Here is a 17,002-nt window from a genome sequence, read left to right as displayed (position 1 = left end):
GTGGGCCCATTGCCTTGCGATCACCTCTCCGCTTGTTATTGAGAATCATTCTCATATAAGCTGAATGGTGTGAAAGTCATAGTTCTCTCTTCCCTCGACACTTCCTGCCGCGACGCAGGGCTTAAGCACCTCTTGGGCCACCATCCGCAGGCCGTGGTGCTTTCCTACGACTTCGTCGAAGGCAACCGCCTGGTGCGCACCGTCTCAGGAAATGCCTCCGCAGAATACGGCGAGGCGGTTCTCGAGCATCCGTGCATCGGCTGCGCGGTCAAATACGAGATTTTCCCTGCCATCCAGCGGCTGGCGCCACGACATGCCGACGCCACAATGCTCCTGGGCCTGCCAGCAACTTGGCACAGTGGTTCCGTGCTTGAAACCCTTGCCGAAAAGCTGGAGCTGGCAGGCATCAGCGTGGGCAGCAATGTCCTGTCCTTGGATCCTGTCGAACTCGAAGACCAGATGTGGGATCGGCACACGCTCTGGGAATCGGGTTTCAGCTCCATGCAGCAAGACCAGCGGACCCCCGGCGAGTATTTCTTCACCGAGCTCATGCAAGCTGACACCCTGATTCCGGTGGAAGGGATGCAGACTCAGCTTCTTGAAGCGCCTGACAGCCCCCGCCGCGATGGCGGAAAGGACTTCATCGCCGGGTTGGAGCTCGCCCAGCATCTGGCCCCGCATGCCGCTTTGTGCCGCCATGGCAGCGAACTCGGATCCTTCAGCTATGAGGCCGTCCAATGGCGAACCCGTGCAGGCCACGTTCCGATGGCCCGCCACCTCGCCCCTTCTGGCAGGGCTCCCCTTCACTTGCATGCTGAACGCCCGTTGCACCCGCAGCGATTCCGCGAAGCGCTCTCCGAACTTGCCGCGTCCTGCACTTGCCTTCGGGGCCGGCTTTGGGTGGCCAGCGCGCTCAGTGAGCGAGTGGCTATTGGCGGCGCCGGGCCACGCATCTGGATGGAAAATACGGGTTCATGGTCGACAGAAATTGCCGCCTCTGAACTGATGCTCTACGGCTCGGAACATGAAGCCGGACAGATCGCCAAGATCTTCGAGAACTGCCAGGTCACCGAGGACGAGCTGCAAGACCTGTTAACAACTGCTCCAGCTCCAGGCAACAACCCTGATCTGCAAGGAGGTGAATGAAATGAAGGTTCGCAACTCACTGCGCTCGCTGAAAAACGAGCCAGGTTCCCAAGTTGTCCGCCGCCGCGGACGCGTGTTTGTCATCAACAAGAAAAATCCTCGGCTCAAGGCCCGCCAAGGATAGCCGCCTGTCCTGCCAGCAAGGCCATGCAACTTGCTGGCAGGAAGACCGCCCAACGCGTGAATCACGCCACCCACCTGCGCATTCAGTGACATGGGTCGCACCCTGCCTTAGGATGTGAGCTATGAAAGCTTGGGCTTTCGTGTCATCACCCACTCGCGCAAAGGATTGTTGAGCTTATGGAAGCGTTGGGAACACTCTTCGGAGATATTTCCTCATTTATTTGGGGGCCTTTTTGCCTCATCCCGCTATTGCTGGGCACCGGCCTGTACCTGACCATCAGGCTCGGCGGACTGCAATTCGCCAAGCTTGCAGCTTCCCTTCGCCTCGGGCTGCTCAAGCGCAAGGACGACGGCGCTGAAGGCGACGTCTCCCAGTTCCAAGCACTGACCACTGCACTGGCGGCCACCGTGGGAACAGGCAACATTGTCGGTGTTGCCACCGCTATTGGCATCGGCGGCCCCGGCGCCCTGTTCTGGATGTGGGTCACCGGCCTGCTGGGCATGGCTTCGAAGTACTCTGAAGCATTCCTCGGAGTCCGCTATCGCGGCACCGACGCGGCCGGCGAAAAATCCGGCGGCCCGCAGTACTACCTGCAACGCGGTATCCGCGGCCCGCTGGGCAAGTTCCTTGCCCTGTTCTTTGCCATCGCCGCCACCCTGGCCAGCTTCGGCATCGGAAACATGACCCAGGGCAATTCCATCGCGGCCAACCTGGACAACTCCTTCGGCGTCACGCCTTGGGTTACCGGACTCGTCTTGACCGTCCTGTCCTTGGCCGTGCTTGTTGGCGGCATCAAGTCCATCGGCAAGGTCACCGCAGGCTTTGTGCCAGTCATGATCGTTTTCTACGTTGCAGCCTCGATCTTCATCCTGGTCTCCAACGTCGCTGGCATTCCGGCAGCCTTCGCCGAGATCTTCTCCGATGCCTTCACCGGCACCTCGGCAGTTGGCGGCTTCACCGGCTCGGCCATTATCATCGCCGTTCAGTACGGTGTGGCTCGCGGTATCTTCTCCAACGAATCCGGCATGGGTTCGGCAGCTATCGCAGCTGCCGCAGCACGGACCACCCACCCGGTTCGCCAGGGCCTGGTATCGATGACCCAGACCTTCATCGACACCATCATCGTTGTCACCTGCACCGGCCTGGTCATCATCACCACCGGCACCTGGAACAAGATTGATGAAGCCACCGGCGAGCAGGTTTCGGCCGCGCTAATGACCGGCGAAGCCTTCACCCACGGCCTGCCCGGCCAGTGGGGCCACTGGATTGTCACCATCGGACTGGTGATGTTCGCCTTCTCGACCATCCTGGGCTGGTGCTACTACGGTGAACGCAATATCGAGCGCCTGATCGGCCGCAAGGCAGTCATGCCATTCCGCGTGCTGTTCTCGCTGATCGTCTACGTAGGTTGCACCACCGAGCTGACCGCGGTATGGAACTTCTCCGACATGATGAATGGCTTGATGGCCCTTCCGAACCTGATCGGCCTGCTGATCATGTCCGGCCTGATCGCCCGCGAAACCCGCTGGTACCTGAAGAATGATCCCCAGCTGGAAGCCGGCAAGGCCCAGATCGAGGACTTCATGAGAGACCGCGATGGCTGGAGCGAATGGAAGTCCGGCGATGTCGTGGGTTCGTCCCACAGGCGCTAGGACTTCGGCGCACCCCTCATAAGAATCATCCCAGCGAGACCCTTGATTCGGGGTTTCGCTGGGATGATTTCTATGTTCAGCGCAGTGCGGTATCTACCGCTCTGCGGCTACGCGTTCCACAGGCCGTAGGAGTCTGCCAAATCCGCGATCTTCTGTGCACGGGCCAGGCGCGGCAAGTACGAGCCGTCGCCCACCGAGGCGCCAGCCGCGTGGGCTTCGAGCAGTTCCATTGCCCAGGACAGCTCGTCCTCGCTGGGAGCCAGGGCGGCATTGATGCCATCAACGTGATCTGGTGAGAGCGAGAGCTTGCCGGTCATGCCCATGGATGCAGTGACCCGGGTTTCCTCGGTGACCTTGGCAGCGTCGGAACCAGCTGGCGGCGGGCCGTCAATGGCGCCGGGCAGCTTTCCGACGCGGGAGGCGATGACCAGCTTGCCCCGGGCATAGGCCAGGGCCAGCGGGTCGTCGGAGACACCGGTGTCCTTGCGGAAGTCGTTGACACCGAAGGCCAGGCGGAAGGTGCCTGGGGCTGAAGCGATGGACGTCGCATTCTCGATGCCCAGTGCGGTTTCAATCAAGGCAAGGACCGGAGTGCCTGCGCGCAGGCGCATGGCGCTGTAGGTCACCTGCTCTGGCTGCTCGGTCATGGCGAGCATGATTCCGCGAAGGCCCGGAGCTTCGGAGAGTGCTGCGAGATCGTCAGCCCAGAAGTCGGTATCAATGCCATTAACACGCACCCATGCGGTCATGCCATTGGACAGCGCGCGGACGACATTGTCGCGGGCTTCAAGCTTCTTGTCATCCGGAACGGCAGCTTCCATATCGAAGATGACCGAGTCCGCTTCACAGGCAAGAGCCGGCGCGAAGTCCTCCTCTTTTGCTGCGTTCACCAAAAGCCAGGAACGGGACAGTTTTGCTGGGAGAGCCGCTGCTCGACGATTTCGAAATGCCATAGTTCCCAGACTACTCACTCGTGCCATGGTGCTTCCACTAGGCATGTACACTATTTGCCTCAAATCGGCTGGAATCGACTCCCAGTGTGAGAGCAATTACAAGTTGCCGGCCCATTTCCGGTAATGTCACACGATGGCGGTCTTTTATGACCGATCACCATCGAGTTTTACGCTTCAGTGGAAGCCGCACGACAAAGGACCCTGCGTGGAAACAAAAGAAACAATTACCCCCGCAGAGACTGGACCCGAGCTGAAAAGGGCATTGTCCAATCGACATATCCAGCTCTTAGCCATCGGCGGTGCCATTGGCACTGGCCTGTTCATGGGCTCGGGAAAAACCATCTCTGTTGCAGGACCATCGGTCATCCTGGTCTACATGGTCATCGGATTCATGCTCTACTTCGTGATGCGAGCTATGGGCGAATTGCTGCTTAGCCGGACCGATTACCGCAACTTCTCCGATTTTGCCGGGGATATCCTTGGCCCTTGGGCCTCCTTCTTCACCGGCTGGACCTACTGGTTCTGCTGGATCGTGACCGGCGTTGCCGATGTCATCGTGATCGCCTCGGTGTATGTCACCTATTGGCTTCCGCTCATCCCGCTGTGGATTCCGGCCTTGGCCGTCATTGTGCTGCTGGTCCTGCTTAATCTGCCGTCAGTGCGCGGATTTGGCGAGACCGAGTTCTGGTTCGCGCTGATCAAGATTGTCGCCATCGTGCTCTTGATTGTCATTGGGCTGATCCTGATTTTCACCGGCTTCGAACATGACGGCGCCAAGGCATCGTTCCTGAACTTGTTCAACGTCGAGGGCGGCTTCTTTGGCGGCGGAGTCATGGGCTTTGTCATGGGCTTCCAGATTGCCGTATTCGCCTTTGTCGGCATCGAGCTCGTGGGCACGGCTGCTGCCGAAACCAAGAACCCGGAGCACAACCTTCCGAAGGCCATCAACGCCATCCCGGTCCGCATCCTGTTGTTCTATGTCGGCTCGCTGGCCATCTTGATGGCCGTCGTCCCCTGGAATCGCTTCACCGCTGACGAGTCGCCGTTCGTGATGCTGTTCTCGCTCGCCGGCTTGGGAGCAGCTGCCCATCTGGTCAACGCCGTTGTGCTCACGTCAGCCACCTCGTCGGCCAATTCGGGCATCTACTCGACTTCGCGCATGGTCTTCGGACTGTCCACTGAGGGCAATGCACCAAAGATCTTCAGCAAGCTCACGAGCCGACAGGTTCCCCGCAACGCGCTATTCCTCTCCGGAGTGGTGCTGCTCAGCTCGATTGTCCTGCTGATATTCGGCCTGAATAAGTCGACCGGATTCTCGATTGTTACGACGATTTCCTCGCTGTGCTTCATGTTCGTCTGGACGATCATTCTGGTGAGCTACCTGGTGTATCGCAAGCGCCGCCCAGAAGCACACGATCTGTCGGTGTTCAGAATGCCTGGCGGCACCTTCATGCCGTACGTGGTGATGGCGTTCTTCGTGTTCCTGCTTTGGGCATTCACCCGCGATGCAGACACCTTGGCGGGCTTGATCGCGACGCCTATCTGGTTTGTCATGGTAGGCATTGGATACCTGTTGCTGCGCAACAATCCCCAGCACCACAAGCTGCGCCAAGCGCATGAGGCACGTGTAGCCGAAGAGAAGCGCGAGGCGGCTGCCTACCTGGCTTCCAAGCAAGGCTAAGAGCTGCCTGCATCTGTACGCCGGCGAACCGGGGCGATCCATCAATATGAGGATCGCCCCGGTTTTCTGCTCTCCGGATGGCTCTTTAGTTAATACGCCGCGACAGGCAGCTGTAGGGAAGGTCCCTGCCAAGAAAAAGTATTTCCAGCAGGCTCATGCTCTCGCCGTAGCGGCTGTAGGCCCACGGTGCCTCATGGCCAATCCGGGACGAGATCTTCGCGAAATACAAGATCGTATCCTCATCCCAGCGGCATGTATGACCATGGGCGAACACTTCGTTGTGCTCCAGCACTGCTCCGGAGAGCCCGTTCAGCATTTGCACGCTGTCCTGGTTGCCCAACCCCCGAACCAGGAATTCCGGATGTCCTACGAGGCTTAGCCCGATGGTGTACGCGAAGGGCTGGTCATATCGGCCAGGCTCCACGAACAGCACCTGCCGCCCGTAATCCCGGATGCATTGATCGGTTCTCGCATCAGCTTCTTCGATGCTCATTCCGTCACAGATATCGCACATGGTCCGTCTCCTCTCCGTGGCCCGCGACTGCCGAAAGCCGCTAGGCGGCGCTGCGGAAATCCTGGTCCTGCTCATTGGCATTTGTCGAACCGGCGTTCACCGGTGCCTCGCAAAGGATCCATTCCGGATCCAGGCCCTGAAGCGCCTCATCGAAAAAGCCCAAAAAGTTCAGGTCCAAGTCCAATTCCCGGAAATTCAGCTCCTTGAAAAAGGGCGTTTCACCCCGTCCTATATCGAAGGACTGCTGATGGACGGTCACCTGTTCCGCCAAGTGCCGCAAGAAGGCGAGCACCTCTTCCACTGTGCCGGCCGTGCTGGCGATTTCAGGGTGGCCCAGCCAGCTCAATCCCAGCGTTGTCCCGATGACTCTCTGGGAGTGCGGCAAGCGAAAAGCGGTCAGGGCATAGCCATTTTGCTCGATTTCAGCGTTGAGGCTCAGAGCAATTCGATCCTCAGCAGATAGAGTCCACTTGATCCAGAACTCCATGTTCTCGAAGTCTTCCACGGCATCCTCCCAAGATGCTTTGCTTTGGGCTAGTCTCACGGCAAATCAGCTCATCAGCGTCTCGGATTCAGCGAAGTGTGGAAAACAAAGAACGCGCCGCCTGCAACCACAATTGGTTGCCGGCAGCGCGTTCAGTGCAACACCGCCAAGCGGTGCGCCGGAAGCTACTGGGCGGACTGCGCCTCAGCAGCCACGGCAGCCGCCACAGCTGGCATCACTCGCTCATCGAGGGCAGAAGGCACGATGTAATCTTCTCCAAGATCCTCGCCGACCAGATCAGCAATAGCGTGAGCAGCAGCGATCTTCATGCCTTCGGTGATCTTCGTGGCACCCGAGTCCAAAGCGCCGCGGAAGATGCCTGGGAAAGCCAGAACATTGTTGATCTGGTTGGGGAAGTCGCTACGTCCGGTAGCAACCACCGCAGCGAACTTCTTCGCATCCTCCGGCATGATCTCAGGAGTTGGGTTGGACAGCGCAAAGATGATCGCGTCCTTGTTCATCTTTGCCACGGCTGCCTCGTCAAACTTCGACGAAGACAAGCCAACAACCACGTCAGCTCCGTCCAAAGCCTCAGCCAGACCGCCCATGACGTCGTCACGGTTGGTGCGGCCGGCAAGTTCAGCCTTGATCGGGTTCAAATCATCACGCTCGCGGTTGATGGTTCCCCGCGAGTCGAGCACGATCACATCGGCGACGCCGGCCTTGAGCAACAAGTTCGTGACGGCAACCCCGGCCGATCCTGCGCCGGAAACTACAACCTTCAGCGAGCTGATATCGCGCTTGGTCTGGCGTGCAGCACCAATCAGCGCTGCCAGCACCACAACCGCGGTGCCATGCTGATCATCGTGCATCACTGGGATATCCAGGGCTTCGATCAGCTTCTGCTCAATTTCAAAGCATCGCGGCGCTGAGATATCTTCAAGGTTTACCGCGCCAAAGCTTGGGCGCAATCGCACAATCGTCTCAACGATTTCATCAACATCGGTCGTGTCCAGCACCAGCGGGATGGAATCCAGCCCGCCAAACTCCTTGAACAGTGCGCACTTGCCTTCCATCACGGGCAGCGACGCTGCTGCCCCGATGTTACCCAGGCCCAGGACCGCAGTTCCGTCCGAAACTACGGCTACCAGGCGTGAGGCCCAGGTGTGCGTGGAGTGCTTGGCTGGATCATCGGCGATCGCTTGGGAAACCTTGGCTACTCCGGGGGTGTACGCAATCGACAGATCGCGCTTGGTGTTCAGAGGCATCTGCGACTGGACAGAGAGCTTGCCGCCAATGTGGGCGTCAAATACTTCTGCGTCGGTGATGGTGGACAGGTCTTTGGTGGATTCAACAGACATTGAATAGCTCTTCTTTCAAGAAAGTTCTGAATGACGAAAACGCAGTACCCACGAATTGGGTGGCAGAGCGTAGGAACGCGCATGACCATTCATCCGACCGCAATGGAGCTTGACCCGCACGCAATTAAGGAGGGCGTCAGGCTTCCATGTACACAGTTCCCAGATGGGCTCCGCCGGGTAAGGCTGAAGGCTCCCTCGTGGTGTGCCGGAAGATGGCTGGTCAGTACTTTCTTTAGACCTACAATTTCCACCATACGGGAAATGTTTGTCGCAAATCAACCCCTTTTCTACTATTCGGGACAATATGACCTCCGTAGCAATGCACCCAGATCACCAGCATTATGTGCGGTTATCCTCCATCTCGGGCAAAATAAACCTCATGGCATCACCGACTTCAGCTCTGGGCAGGGTCCGTACGTTCGAAGCGCTCGACGACAAGACGACAGCACGGTTGCGGCGCGCCCTGGATGAATCGAATGACACCACAATATTTGTGAACGGGACGGCACTGCAGCTGCCAGAGGAAGCGCACGAAGCGCTGATCGAGGTGCTCTCGCGCTTTGCCGATGGGGAATCGGTCAGCATCGGCACCCCGGAGTTGCTTCTTAACACCTCCCAGGCGGCCCAGATGGCTGGCATTTCCAACAGCTACCTGCGCAAGCTCGCCGATGCAGGAACCATTCCAGTGGAATATCGCGGAACGCACCGCCGGATTCGCCCCAGCGCCATCCAGGCTTGGCTGGATTCCCGAGCCGATAACAGCTAAGTGCCAACAGGATGAGTAGAACTGCGGGCGCTCCACAACAAATAGCTTGGTGGGATCGGCTGCTCATTCGGTTCCCCGGCTATTCGCTGATCGCTTGGGCAGGGTGCTACGGGCTTCATCAGCAGGGGCTGCCCCTGAAATCAGCGGTGCTGATTTTCTTCCTGCTCGCCATACCGCTGTTGGCTGCATGGCAAATTTTCCACGTTTGGCAAAGCCGCAAACGCCTGCGCGCTTGGCGCAAGGAACAAGTGCTGTCCCAGCGGGAGCTGGGTGTTCCCAATATTCCGCAGATCCGCGGACAACTCGCTCAAATTGCCGCGGAGAAGACGCTGAACCCGGAGCCGAAGAAGCCCCGCTTTGGAGCATGGGGCATCTTCCTCCTGGCAATGCTCGTCGCTGCCATAGCCATCGCTGCCGGAATTCTCCTTGCCAAGGCGGGGGCGCCGAAGATCGCGGCCTTCGCCATCATTACGCTGCTCTTGGGTGGACTGGGCCCCTTGCAGGTCATGGGCGTGCACAACCGCGCCTACCGCGCCATAGCCAGGATGCCAAAGAAACTATCGGAGATTCAGGATTTGGTGACTGCTGAGCGGTATATGCCCAGTTCCCAGCGCTCCACGCAATCCACCGACAGCACCTTGGAGGCCGCGGTGCTGATCATCAATGAAGCGCTCGGCCACGCTCAAGATGGTTGCCAACGGGCCGCCGTCGATTGCGTGGATCTCTTGGCAGTGCTCGCAAGGGACAGCTGGCCGGCATCTAGCAAACCCCGGACCTTGGCCGAGAACCTGCATCGGCGGATCAATGGCGCACTGGCCCAGCTCAGTGTTGAAGAGCGTAAATCGAGGAAACGGGGCATGAGGTTCTGAGGCTGGGAACATTGGTTCTTGCCAAGCACTGGATTTCCTGTTGGAATACCAAAGTATTCTATTTGAAAACATGCCTTCACGCGGAGCCAGAACGCGAGGAGCACGCTCCGGCAACGCCTGGAGCCTTGGCCAAGGAGGACCATGACCACCGCACCGCAATCCCTCGCCACCGCCCATGAGGCGCTGCTCTCCGACCGCGCGTCCGGCATCAAGCAGTCCGCCGTCCGCGATGTCTTCGAGCTCTCCTTGGATCCGTCGCTGGTCTCCTTGGCCGGCGGCAACCCGTACTTGCAATTGCTTCCCCTGGAAAAAATCGGTGAAATCAGCCGGCGCATCATTACCGAGCATGGGCCCGAGGCCTTGCAATACGGTTCCGGCCTGGGCACCGTGGAATTGCGCGAGCAAATCATCGATGTCATGGCAGCCGAGGGAATCAACAACGTCAAGGTAGAAGATGTCGTGGTCACCAACGGATCCCAATCCGCGCAGGACATGGCCTGCAAGGTGTTCTGCAACCCCGGCGATACCGTGCTGTGCGAAGACCCCACCTATGTGGGCGCGCTGAACACTTTCGAAGCCTACCAAGTCACTGCACAGCCAGTGGGCACCGATGAAAACGGGCTTATTCCCGGAGCCTTGCGCGAGCGCATCAGGCAGCTTCGCGCGGCCGGAGAGCGCATCAAATTCCTCTACACCATCCCGAACTTCAATAATCCGTCGGGCATCACGCTGGCGGCGCAGCGACGCCAGGAAATCGTGGATATCTGCCGCGAAGAAGGCATCCTGATCCTGGAAGACAATCCCTACGGAATGCTCCGCTATGAGGGCCAGGCAGCACCGACCCTGCGCAGCCTGGATCCGGAAAATGTCATCTACATGGGCTCCTTCTCCAAGATCTTCGCCCCTGGATTGCGCATCGGCTGGGCGGCTGTACCCACGCATCTCTTCCGCCGTTTCTATTTGGCCGGCGAAGCGGTAGCACTGTGCCCGCCCACCCTGAACCAGATGATCATCAGCGCCTACCTTAACGAGCATGATTGGAAGGGGCAGATCGCCAAGTACAACGACCTCTACCGCTCTCGCCGCGACGCGATGCTCGAAGCGCTGGCGGCGTACCTGCCCGCTGAGGTCAGCTACACGCGGCCCGAAGGCGGCTTCTTCATCTGGCTGACGCTGCCGGCGGGAATCGACACCTACAAGCTGCTGCAGCTCGGGGTGAAGGCTGGGGTCATTTTCATCCCCGGCGCGGCTTTCAGCCCCGGCGGACAGGCCGATAACAAGCTCCGGTTGGCCTTCTGCTCCGTCGACGAGGCAACCGTCGGCGAAGGCGTCCAGCGCCTGTCGGGATTGCTGGCGACCGCAATCGAGTCCAACGGCGCCTAGGTTGCTGCTGGCTGCTTAGCCCAGGCGTCCGCCAAAGTCATCGGCGATGGCTTTGGCGGCGCCTTGGAGCTTGGGCAGGAGCTGATCCTGGATATATGCGGGATTATTCCGGCTGGTCTGCACCGAGATGTTCAAGGCGCCCAGCAGCTTGCCGCCACGGATCACCGGAACTGCCAAGCCGCGCAGCCCTTCGTCCAGTTCCTGGTTGACCAGGGACCATTCCTGCTGGCGCACCGTCGCCAATTCCTTTTTCAGTTCTTCGATGCTCGATACCGTGTGCTCGGTGTACTTCTGCAGTTCAACGCGCTGCAGGAAGGCCTCCTGCTCGGCGGGCTCCAGGTAGGCGATGAGCACACGGCCCATAGAGGTCACCCAGGCCGGAAGCCTGTTGCCAATGGACACATTCAACGCATGCAGTCGTGGGGCGGCGACACGTTCCACGTACAAAATGTCCTGGCCTTCGAGCACGCACAAGGACGCAGTCTCTTCCAGCTCGCGGGCCAATGACTGCAAGTGGCCCACGGCCGCCTGCGGAAGGGTCAGCCCCGACAGGTAGGCAGCACCGACATCTAGGACCCGTGGAGTCATCCGGTAGGCATTGCCATGGGCCTGCAGATACCCGAGGTCAACGAGGGTGAGCAGGAATCGGCGCGCCGAGGCCCTGGTTTGATCCGTCGCCGCAGCAACCTGGGACACCGTCAGCTCGGAATTGCCTGCCGAAAATGCCAGCAGCACGGCCAAGGTCTTTTCCGCTGACTTAACGAAATAATCCGGCCGCTCTGCCACTGTTTGCTCTCCCAGCTTTACAAGTTTCTGCTCCAGCGATTGCTCTCGAATTGAGAGGCAAGCCTGACCGGCGCATTGGGCGCCCCATACCCATCGTAGCCAGAACGCCGTTCAACTACCTCCAAGAACATGTTGCCGAGGGTCTTGGTGTAGAAATGCAAGAACTCTCCGGCCTCATCGCGGTCATACAACAGGTGCAGCTCCTTGAGGGTATCGAGCAATTGCGCGTCAAGGTCGAAGCGGGCCGCCAGGTCCTCGTAATAGTTGTCGGGAACCTGCAGGAACTCCATGCCGCGTGCGCGGGCATTGCGTGCCACCTCGATGATGTCATCGGCCCGCAGCGCCACATGTTCCGGGTACTCGTGATTGCGCTCGATGATGCTTTCCAGTCCCTGCGGCACAATGTTCAGCGCCAGCCGGACAGCGGAATCCGCCGTGGACAGAACCTGTGAACGCACGAGCCCCATCGGGCTGGGGACTTCTGTTCCAGGACGTGCCTTGAGGTTCAGGACGCTGCTGTAGAACAGCACTGATTCGTCGAAGCATTGCCATGGCTGGGCGATGTTGATGTGGTCGATGCCCAGGATTGGCCCGCTGGGCACCGCGGACGCCGCAGGCCCGGCATCTTCGAATTCCAAAACCCAATTCCGGGTATTGGCCGGCGAGCTGAAGAATACTTCGGTGCTATCTGGCGCCACGAAGCCAGGCAGGTCTTGTTCATTGTTGGTTTGCTGGCGGGGCACTCGCGTAGCGAGCAGGGCCCCTCCGCGTTCGCCGCTGGCCACCGGGTCCGGCACCAGCACGCCGAAGCCGGAGACGGCGGCTTCCACTCCTCGGCTTCGCTGCGAATTGATGATGATCTTCGCCTCGCCCGAGCTCCACAGCTGCACCGGCTTGCGGCGGTGCTGCCCGCTGAAGCTGAAACCGAGTTGTGCCAGCATCCCGGCCACGCGCTCTGGGTCCTCGGTCCGGATCTCGGCAAAGTCGAACCCGGTGGCGTCTTGCTCTCCGGGCAGGACCTTGAGGTCCAAGGCGTAGTGCTCCCCTGTCGAGCTCAACAGCTGGGCCGTCGTGGACTGCAGCCACTGCAAGGACCGCAGCCCGTCGATGGCGGTGCGTTCCACGTTGGATTGGCGGAAAACATCATTGAAGATTTCCAAGGAAATGATGCCGTCATAGCCTGAGCGCACGAGTTCTGCCAGGAACTGGTCCAGCGCGAAGCCGCCCTGTCCCGGGAAGAGCCGATAGTGGCGGGACCAGGAAAGGATGTCCATGGAGAGCACCGGCGCATCGGCCAGCTGGACAAAGAAGATCTTCTCTCCGGGAATGGCGGCAATCTCCGAGGGATCATCGCCGCGCGAGAGGATGTGGAAGCTGTCGATGCACAATCCCACGTTGGCGCGGTCTACCCGCTTCACGATCTCCCACGAATGCTGGTAGGTATCAACATACTTGCCCCAAGCCAACGCTTCATAGGCAATGCGCACATCGTACCGGGCGGCAAGATCTGAAAGCTGCCGGATTTGATCCACAAACAGGCCATCGTCGTTGATGGTGGCGGTGCCGACATTGGAGCACAGCAGCATCAGGTCCATGCCCAGCCGCTGCATGAGCTGGAACTTGGCTTCAGCGCGATGCAGATTGGCCTGCAGCTGTTCTTCGGTGACCCCTTCAAAATCGCGGAAGGGCTGGAACAAATCCAGGGTCAGCCCCAGCCGGTGCGCCATGGCCTTGACTTCCTCGGGCGACATCGGGCTCACCAACAGATCCTGCTCAAAGATCTCGATGCCGTCAAAGCCGGCTTTGGCGCAGGCCAGAAGTTTTTCTTCCAGGGTTCCCGACAGGCATACCGTAGCGATAGAGGTGCGCATTACAGTCCTTTTTCCAGCAGTTCCAGCAAGTGGCCACGCACCTGCTGTGTTTCCGGCCTGATGCCGGTGATGATTTCGAAGGCGTCCACCGCTTGGCCAACGGCCATGTATCCGCCGTCCAGGACTTGACATCCGAGGTTGCGGGCGGCAACGATCAGTTCGGTGTCCACCGGGCGGTAGATGCAATCCGCGACCCAGTGCCGCGATTCCAGTGCTGCGATATCCAGCGGAAGACCGGGATGGTGGTGCATGCCGATCGGGGTGGCATTCAATAATCCATCGACCTCGCCCAGAAGCTGCGGAACCTGGGCAGGCGTTGCGGCATGGACCAGTGCTTGCGGGAAGTTCTTGCGCAGCTCTTGGACCCGGTGGTTGACCCGATCCTCGTCGAGATCAACGATGTGCAGCTGCTCGGTCCCGGAAGCCAGCAAGGCGTAGGCCACCGCGGCGCCGGCGCCGCCAGCGCCCAGCTGGAGCACTTTCTGCTTCTTGGCTCCGGGGAGCCCCTCGGCCAGGCCGCGGGAGAATCCGGAAGCGTCGGTGTTGTGCCCGATGAATTTCCCGTCCTGGATCACCACGGTGTTCACCGCGCCAATGGCCCTCGCCGTTGGCGAGATGTCATCCAGATGGCCCAGAACAAGTTGTTTGCAAGGATGGGTTACATTGAAGGCGTTAAATCCCAGCTTGGCTCCTGCTTGGAGCAATTCCCCGATGCCGCTTGCCGGAAGTTCCAGTTCGGTGAGGTCAATCGGCCGATACAGGTAGCGCAGCCCGTGCACCTCGGCGGCGCGTTCGTGCATCGGCGGGGTCAGCGATGGCATGACGCCGTCACCGATCAGGCCGACCAGATAAGACTCAGCACGTGTACTCATGTTCTCCCGCAGCTCTTCTTGATGACGTCAGGTATTGCCTGAGTTGTGATTTACATCTACTGTAATCCAATGAACACATTCCGAACAAGTGTACGCATAGCGAACATCTAGAGCGGATCGTCACCCTCAAAACACTCGACGAGGAGTCACCCGATGCCATCGCCACACCACTCCGACGCATCTGCCGGCACCGGCAGCGCAGGACGAACACCGGTCAAGGCGGCCGTCGCCAGCTTCATGGGCAGCGCTGTTGAATACTACGATTTCTTCATCTTCGGCTCAGCCGCGGCCCTGATCTTTCCGCATATCTTCTTCCCCGACACCGACACCAACGCCGCGGTCATGTCGCTGGCCACCTTCGGCTTCGCCTACGTGGCCCGCCCGGTGGGAGCCATCTTCGTGGGGCACTTTGGCGACCGCATCGGCCGGCAAAAGGTCCTGATGTTCACCCTGATCCTGATGGGCGCATCCACCTTCCTCATCGGCTGCCTGCCGACCTTCGAGCAGGTAGGCTGGCTGGCCCCGATCCTGCTGGTCCTCGCCCGGCTATGCCAGGGACTCTCGGCGGCCGGCGAGCAGGCCGGAGCCTCATCGATGTCGCTGGAGCACGCCCCGGATCACCGCCGCAGCTTCTTCACCTCGTGGACGCTCACCGGCACCCAAGGCGGCCAGATTCTTGCCGCGATGATCTTCATTCCAGTGGTTGCCCTTCCGGATGAGATCAAGTTCGGCATCGGCTGGCGCATCCCGTTCTGGCTCTCGGCAGTCGTCGTGGTTGTCACCTTCTTCATCCGCCGTTCGCTGCACGAAACCCCGGAGTTCGAAGAAGCCAAGAAGAACAATGAGATTGCCAAGCTGCCGCTGGCAGTCCTGCTGCGCTTCCACTGGAAGGACGTGCTGCGCGTAGTGCTGTGCGCATTCATCGCCGCCGTCTCCACGGTGTACGGAACCCTGGCCATCTCCTACGGCAAGGTCATTGGAAACATGGATGAGTCGATCACCCTGTGGCTTGTTGTTGCCGGCAACATCGGCGCATTGATCTCGCAGCCGCTCTTCGGCATGCTGGCTGACAAGATCGGCCGCAAGCCGGTCTTCATCTACGGCGCCCTGGGCTCGGCGGCCATCATGCCGTTCTATCTGCGGTCCATGGAATCGAGCAACGCGCTGCTGCAGTTCACCCTGTCGGTCCTGGTCTTCTCCTGCGCCTACGCCGCGGCGAACGCCGTGTGGCCCAGCTTCTACGCGGAAATGTTCTCCTCGCAGGTGCGCTTCTCCGGCTTGGCCATCGGCACCCAGCTTGGCTTCCTCATGGCCGGTTTTGCCCCGTCCATCGTAGCCGCCCTGGGCGGGCTTGAAGCCAACGGCTGGGTCCAGATCAGCCTGTTCACCGCGGTGATCGCTGTCATTGCTTCGCTCTCGGCACTGACCGCACGCGAAACCTATCGTGTTCCGACCAAGCAGCTGGGCCACGCCGTCGAGAAGGTCTCCTAGCCGCCATCGCAAGCATCCCGGAACGTTTGGCCTGACTTTTTTCAGGGAAAGCCAAACGTGCCGGGATATTGCTTTTAAGTGGACGCAATAGCGCCGCCCGGGACCGCCTGGAGCTCAAGCGCTGGGCGACTGGATGATGGCGATGCCAAGGAGCATCCGCTCATTGGCATTCAGCGCACGCTCTTCACGCCAAATGGCGCGCAGCTCGCGCATTAGCGCCGGGCCGGCAAACGGAACTTCAACCAACGCCCCTTGCTTGAGCTGGTTCTCCACCGCCAGCTGGCTGAGAACTGCCGGTCCCATGCCTCCGGCGACCAGCTGGCAGATGGTCGCATTGCTATTGAATTCCGCAATCGGCTTGGCCCGCTCAACGGTGGACAAGGAGTTCAAAAAGGCCCTGGTCCCCGAGCCTTCCTCGCGCTCGATGAGCGCAGTTTGCTGCAGTTCATCCAAGGTCACCGGGTCCTTCCGACCGGCCCAAGGGTGGGCAGGCGAAACCACGACCAGCATTTCATCGCGGAACACTTCACGGCTCCTGAGAGACGGGGGCAGTTGTGGCGTTTCAACAAATCCAAAGCCGATCTGCTCCTGTTCCACCGCCTGGATCACGTCGTGGGAATTCATGATTCTCATCCGCGGAATGACGCTGGGCAGCTTCTCGTGCAGCTGCCCGATCCATGACGGGGCCAGGTATTCTGCCACCGTCATGCTGGCCCCGAATTCCAGCTCCTTGTTGCCATGCTCGGCCAGCGAGCGCACTCCGGCGGAAAATGCGTTCAACCCGGCGAGCGCCTCGCGTGCCCACTGGACGGTCAAGACTCCTTCTGCGGTCAGGGTTGATCCGCTGGTTTTCCTGGTCACCAGCGCATATCCCAATCGGCGCTCGAGGGTTTTCAGCGCCCGCGAGGCGTTGGATTGCGCCATGCCGGCCGCCCTGGCACCTGCGCTGAGGCTCCCGTGATCGGCAATGCCAACCAGCAACTCCAATGATGAGAATTGCAGCCAATGAGACATGCTCTGCCCTGCTGGCGAATCGCTATCCATATCAT

At 59.9% G+C, this 17,002-nt stretch carries 16 protein-coding genes; 8 read left to right on the top strand and 8 right to left on the bottom strand.

Annotation, left to right across the window (positions count from 1 at the left end; all coding sequences use genetic code 11):
- Window positions 1–69: 69 nt before the first annotated feature.
- The 3 genes from H6F58_RS18370 to H6F58_RS02720 all read left to right on the top strand — a co-directional run bounded on the left by H6F58_RS18370 (window position 70) and on the right by H6F58_RS02720 (window position 2,922).
- The gene (locus H6F58_RS18370; protein WP_146276329.1) at window positions 70–1,146 is read left to right on the top strand and encodes a GTP-binding protein; all 1,077 of its coding nucleotides are present in this window, start codon (window positions 70–72) and stop codon (window positions 1,144–1,146) included.
- Window position 1,147: 1 nt separating this feature from the next.
- Complete coding sequence (ykgO, locus tag H6F58_RS02725) at window positions 1,148–1,270, top strand: type B 50S ribosomal protein L36 (protein WP_060702636.1); 123 nt, start codon at window positions 1,148–1,150, stop codon at window positions 1,268–1,270.
- A 176-nt stretch (window positions 1,271–1,446) separates the two neighbouring features.
- A complete protein-coding gene (locus tag H6F58_RS02720; protein ID WP_060702637.1) occupies window positions 1,447–2,922 on the top strand; it encodes a sodium:alanine symporter family protein in 1,476 nt (491 codons plus the stop codon).
- Between the two features lie 107 nt (window positions 2,923–3,029).
- On the opposite strand, the gene H6F58_RS02715 is transcribed toward H6F58_RS02720, so the two are convergent.
- On the bottom strand, window positions 3,030–3,875 hold the full coding sequence (locus H6F58_RS02715; protein WP_060702638.1) for a CoA ester lyase: 846 nt from the start codon (window positions 3,873–3,875) through the stop codon (window positions 3,030–3,032).
- 205 nt (window positions 3,876–4,080) lie between these two features.
- Here H6F58_RS02715 and H6F58_RS02710 point away from each other — a divergent pair, with 205 nt between their 5' ends.
- Window positions 4,081–5,556 (top strand): amino acid permease, encoded by a 1,476-nt coding sequence (locus tag H6F58_RS02710; RefSeq protein ID WP_348536362.1) that lies wholly within the window; start codon window positions 4,081–4,083, stop codon window positions 5,554–5,556.
- An 85-nt stretch (window positions 5,557–5,641) separates the two neighbouring features.
- Here H6F58_RS02710 and H6F58_RS02705 read toward each other — a convergent pair whose 3' ends face one another.
- From H6F58_RS02705 to H6F58_RS02695, 3 genes are all read right to left on the bottom strand, one after another.
- Window positions 5,642–6,070: a DUF4262 domain-containing protein gene (locus tag H6F58_RS02705; RefSeq protein ID WP_195181046.1), complete on the bottom strand. Its 429-nt coding sequence runs from the start codon at window positions 6,068–6,070 to the stop codon at window positions 5,642–5,644.
- A 40-nt stretch (window positions 6,071–6,110) separates the two neighbouring features.
- Window positions 6,111–6,614: a hypothetical protein gene (locus tag H6F58_RS02700; RefSeq protein ID WP_195181045.1), complete on the bottom strand. Its 504-nt coding sequence runs from the start codon at window positions 6,612–6,614 to the stop codon at window positions 6,111–6,113.
- Between the two features lie 125 nt (window positions 6,615–6,739).
- Window positions 6,740–7,915 carry an NADP-dependent malic enzyme gene (locus tag H6F58_RS02695; RefSeq protein ID WP_060702642.1) on the bottom strand — a complete coding sequence of 392 codons (1,176 nt, stop codon included), beginning with the start codon at window positions 7,913–7,915 and terminating at the stop codon, window positions 6,740–6,742.
- Between the two features lie 379 nt (window positions 7,916–8,294).
- Here H6F58_RS02695 and H6F58_RS02690 point away from each other — a divergent pair, with 379 nt between their 5' ends.
- The 3 genes from H6F58_RS02690 to H6F58_RS02680 all read left to right on the top strand — a co-directional run bounded on the left by H6F58_RS02690 (window position 8,295) and on the right by H6F58_RS02680 (window position 10,933).
- Window positions 8,295–8,681 carry a helix-turn-helix domain-containing protein gene (locus tag H6F58_RS02690; protein ID WP_060702643.1) on the top strand — a complete coding sequence of 129 codons (387 nt, stop codon included), beginning with the start codon at window positions 8,295–8,297 and terminating at the stop codon, window positions 8,679–8,681.
- An 11-nt stretch (window positions 8,682–8,692) separates the two neighbouring features.
- Entirely contained in the window at window positions 8,693–9,550 is an 858-nt protein-coding gene (locus tag H6F58_RS02685; RefSeq protein WP_060702644.1) for a hypothetical protein, read from the top strand.
- 141 nt (window positions 9,551–9,691) lie between these two features.
- Entirely contained in the window at window positions 9,692–10,933 is a 1,242-nt protein-coding gene (locus H6F58_RS02680) for a PLP-dependent aminotransferase family protein (protein ID WP_195181044.1), read from the top strand.
- A 15-nt stretch (window positions 10,934–10,948) separates the two neighbouring features.
- Here the strand turns inward: H6F58_RS02680 and H6F58_RS02675 are convergent, their stop codons facing one another.
- From H6F58_RS02675 to H6F58_RS02665, 3 genes are read right to left on the bottom strand one after another with little or no spacing between them, the layout of a single operon-like run.
- Window positions 10,949–11,719 (bottom strand): IclR family transcriptional regulator C-terminal domain-containing protein, encoded by a 771-nt coding sequence (locus H6F58_RS02675; RefSeq protein ID WP_060702646.1) that lies wholly within the window; start codon window positions 11,717–11,719, stop codon window positions 10,949–10,951.
- Between the two features lie 17 nt (window positions 11,720–11,736).
- Window positions 11,737–13,590, bottom strand: coding sequence for a sugar phosphate isomerase/epimerase and 4-hydroxyphenylpyruvate domain-containing protein (locus H6F58_RS02670; RefSeq protein WP_146276335.1), 1,854 nt, complete (start codon window positions 13,588–13,590; stop codon window positions 11,737–11,739).
- On the bottom strand, window positions 13,590–14,462 hold the full coding sequence (locus H6F58_RS02665) for a shikimate dehydrogenase (RefSeq protein ID WP_195181043.1): 873 nt from the start codon (window positions 14,460–14,462) through the stop codon (window positions 13,590–13,592). Before H6F58_RS02665 ends, H6F58_RS02670 begins: the two co-directional genes overlap by 1 nt.
- 153 nt (window positions 14,463–14,615) lie before the next feature.
- Here H6F58_RS02665 and H6F58_RS02660 point away from each other — a divergent pair, with 153 nt between their 5' ends.
- Window positions 14,616–15,953 carry an MFS transporter gene (locus H6F58_RS02660; protein WP_195181042.1) on the top strand — a complete coding sequence of 446 codons (1,338 nt, stop codon included), beginning with the start codon at window positions 14,616–14,618 and terminating at the stop codon, window positions 15,951–15,953.
- Window positions 15,954–16,067: 114 nt separating this feature from the next.
- Here the strand turns inward: H6F58_RS02660 and H6F58_RS02655 are convergent, their stop codons facing one another.
- Complete coding sequence (locus H6F58_RS02655) at window positions 16,068–16,997, bottom strand: LysR family transcriptional regulator (RefSeq protein WP_146276341.1); 930 nt, start codon at window positions 16,995–16,997, stop codon at window positions 16,068–16,070.
- Window positions 16,998–17,002: the final 5 nt, after the last annotated feature.

The sequence above is a fragment of the Glutamicibacter sp. FBE19 genome, from assembly GCF_015524875.1.
GTDB classification, from domain to species: Bacteria; Actinomycetota; Actinomycetes; order Actinomycetales; family Micrococcaceae; genus Glutamicibacter; species Glutamicibacter halophytocola.
The sequence above is the reverse complement of the archived record's forward strand: the minus strand, read 5'-3'. Positions and strand labels throughout refer to the sequence as shown.

What these genes read in the sequence shown, in the direction of transcription:
- ykgO (WP_060702636.1), top strand. Translation starts at nt 1,148, where the DNA reads ATGAAGGTTCGCAACTCACTGCGCTCGCTGAAAAACGAGCCAGGTTCC.
- H6F58_RS02720 (WP_060702637.1), top strand. Translation starts at nt 1,447, where the DNA reads ATGGAAGCGTTGGGAACACTCTTCGGAGATATTTCCTCATTTATTTGG.
- H6F58_RS02715 (WP_060702638.1), bottom strand. Translation starts at nt 3,875, where the DNA reads ATGGCATTTCGAAATCGTCGAGCAGCGGCTCTCCCAGCAAAACTGTCC.
- H6F58_RS02705 (WP_195181046.1), bottom strand. Translation starts at nt 6,070, where the DNA reads ATGTGCGATATCTGTGACGGAATGAGCATCGAAGAAGCTGATGCGAGA.
- H6F58_RS02695 (WP_060702642.1), bottom strand. Translation starts at nt 7,915, where the DNA reads ATGTCTGTTGAATCCACCAAAGACCTGTCCACCATCACCGACGCAGAA.
- H6F58_RS02690 (WP_060702643.1), top strand. Translation starts at nt 8,295, where the DNA reads ATGGCATCACCGACTTCAGCTCTGGGCAGGGTCCGTACGTTCGAAGCG.
- H6F58_RS02685 (WP_060702644.1), top strand. Translation starts at nt 8,693, where the DNA reads ATGAGTAGAACTGCGGGCGCTCCACAACAAATAGCTTGGTGGGATCGG.
- H6F58_RS02680 (WP_195181044.1), top strand. Translation starts at nt 9,692, where the DNA reads ATGACCACCGCACCGCAATCCCTCGCCACCGCCCATGAGGCGCTGCTC.
- H6F58_RS02670 (WP_146276335.1), bottom strand. Translation starts at nt 13,590, where the DNA reads ATGCGCACCTCTATCGCTACGGTATGCCTGTCGGGAACCCTGGAAGAA.
- H6F58_RS02665 (WP_195181043.1), bottom strand. Translation starts at nt 14,462, where the DNA reads ATGAGTACACGTGCTGAGTCTTATCTGGTCGGCCTGATCGGTGACGGC.
- H6F58_RS02660 (WP_195181042.1), top strand. Translation starts at nt 14,616, where the DNA reads ATGCCATCGCCACACCACTCCGACGCATCTGCCGGCACCGGCAGCGCA.
- H6F58_RS02655 (WP_146276341.1), bottom strand. Translation starts at nt 16,997, where the DNA reads ATGGATAGCGATTCGCCAGCAGGGCAGAGCATGTCTCATTGGCTGCAA.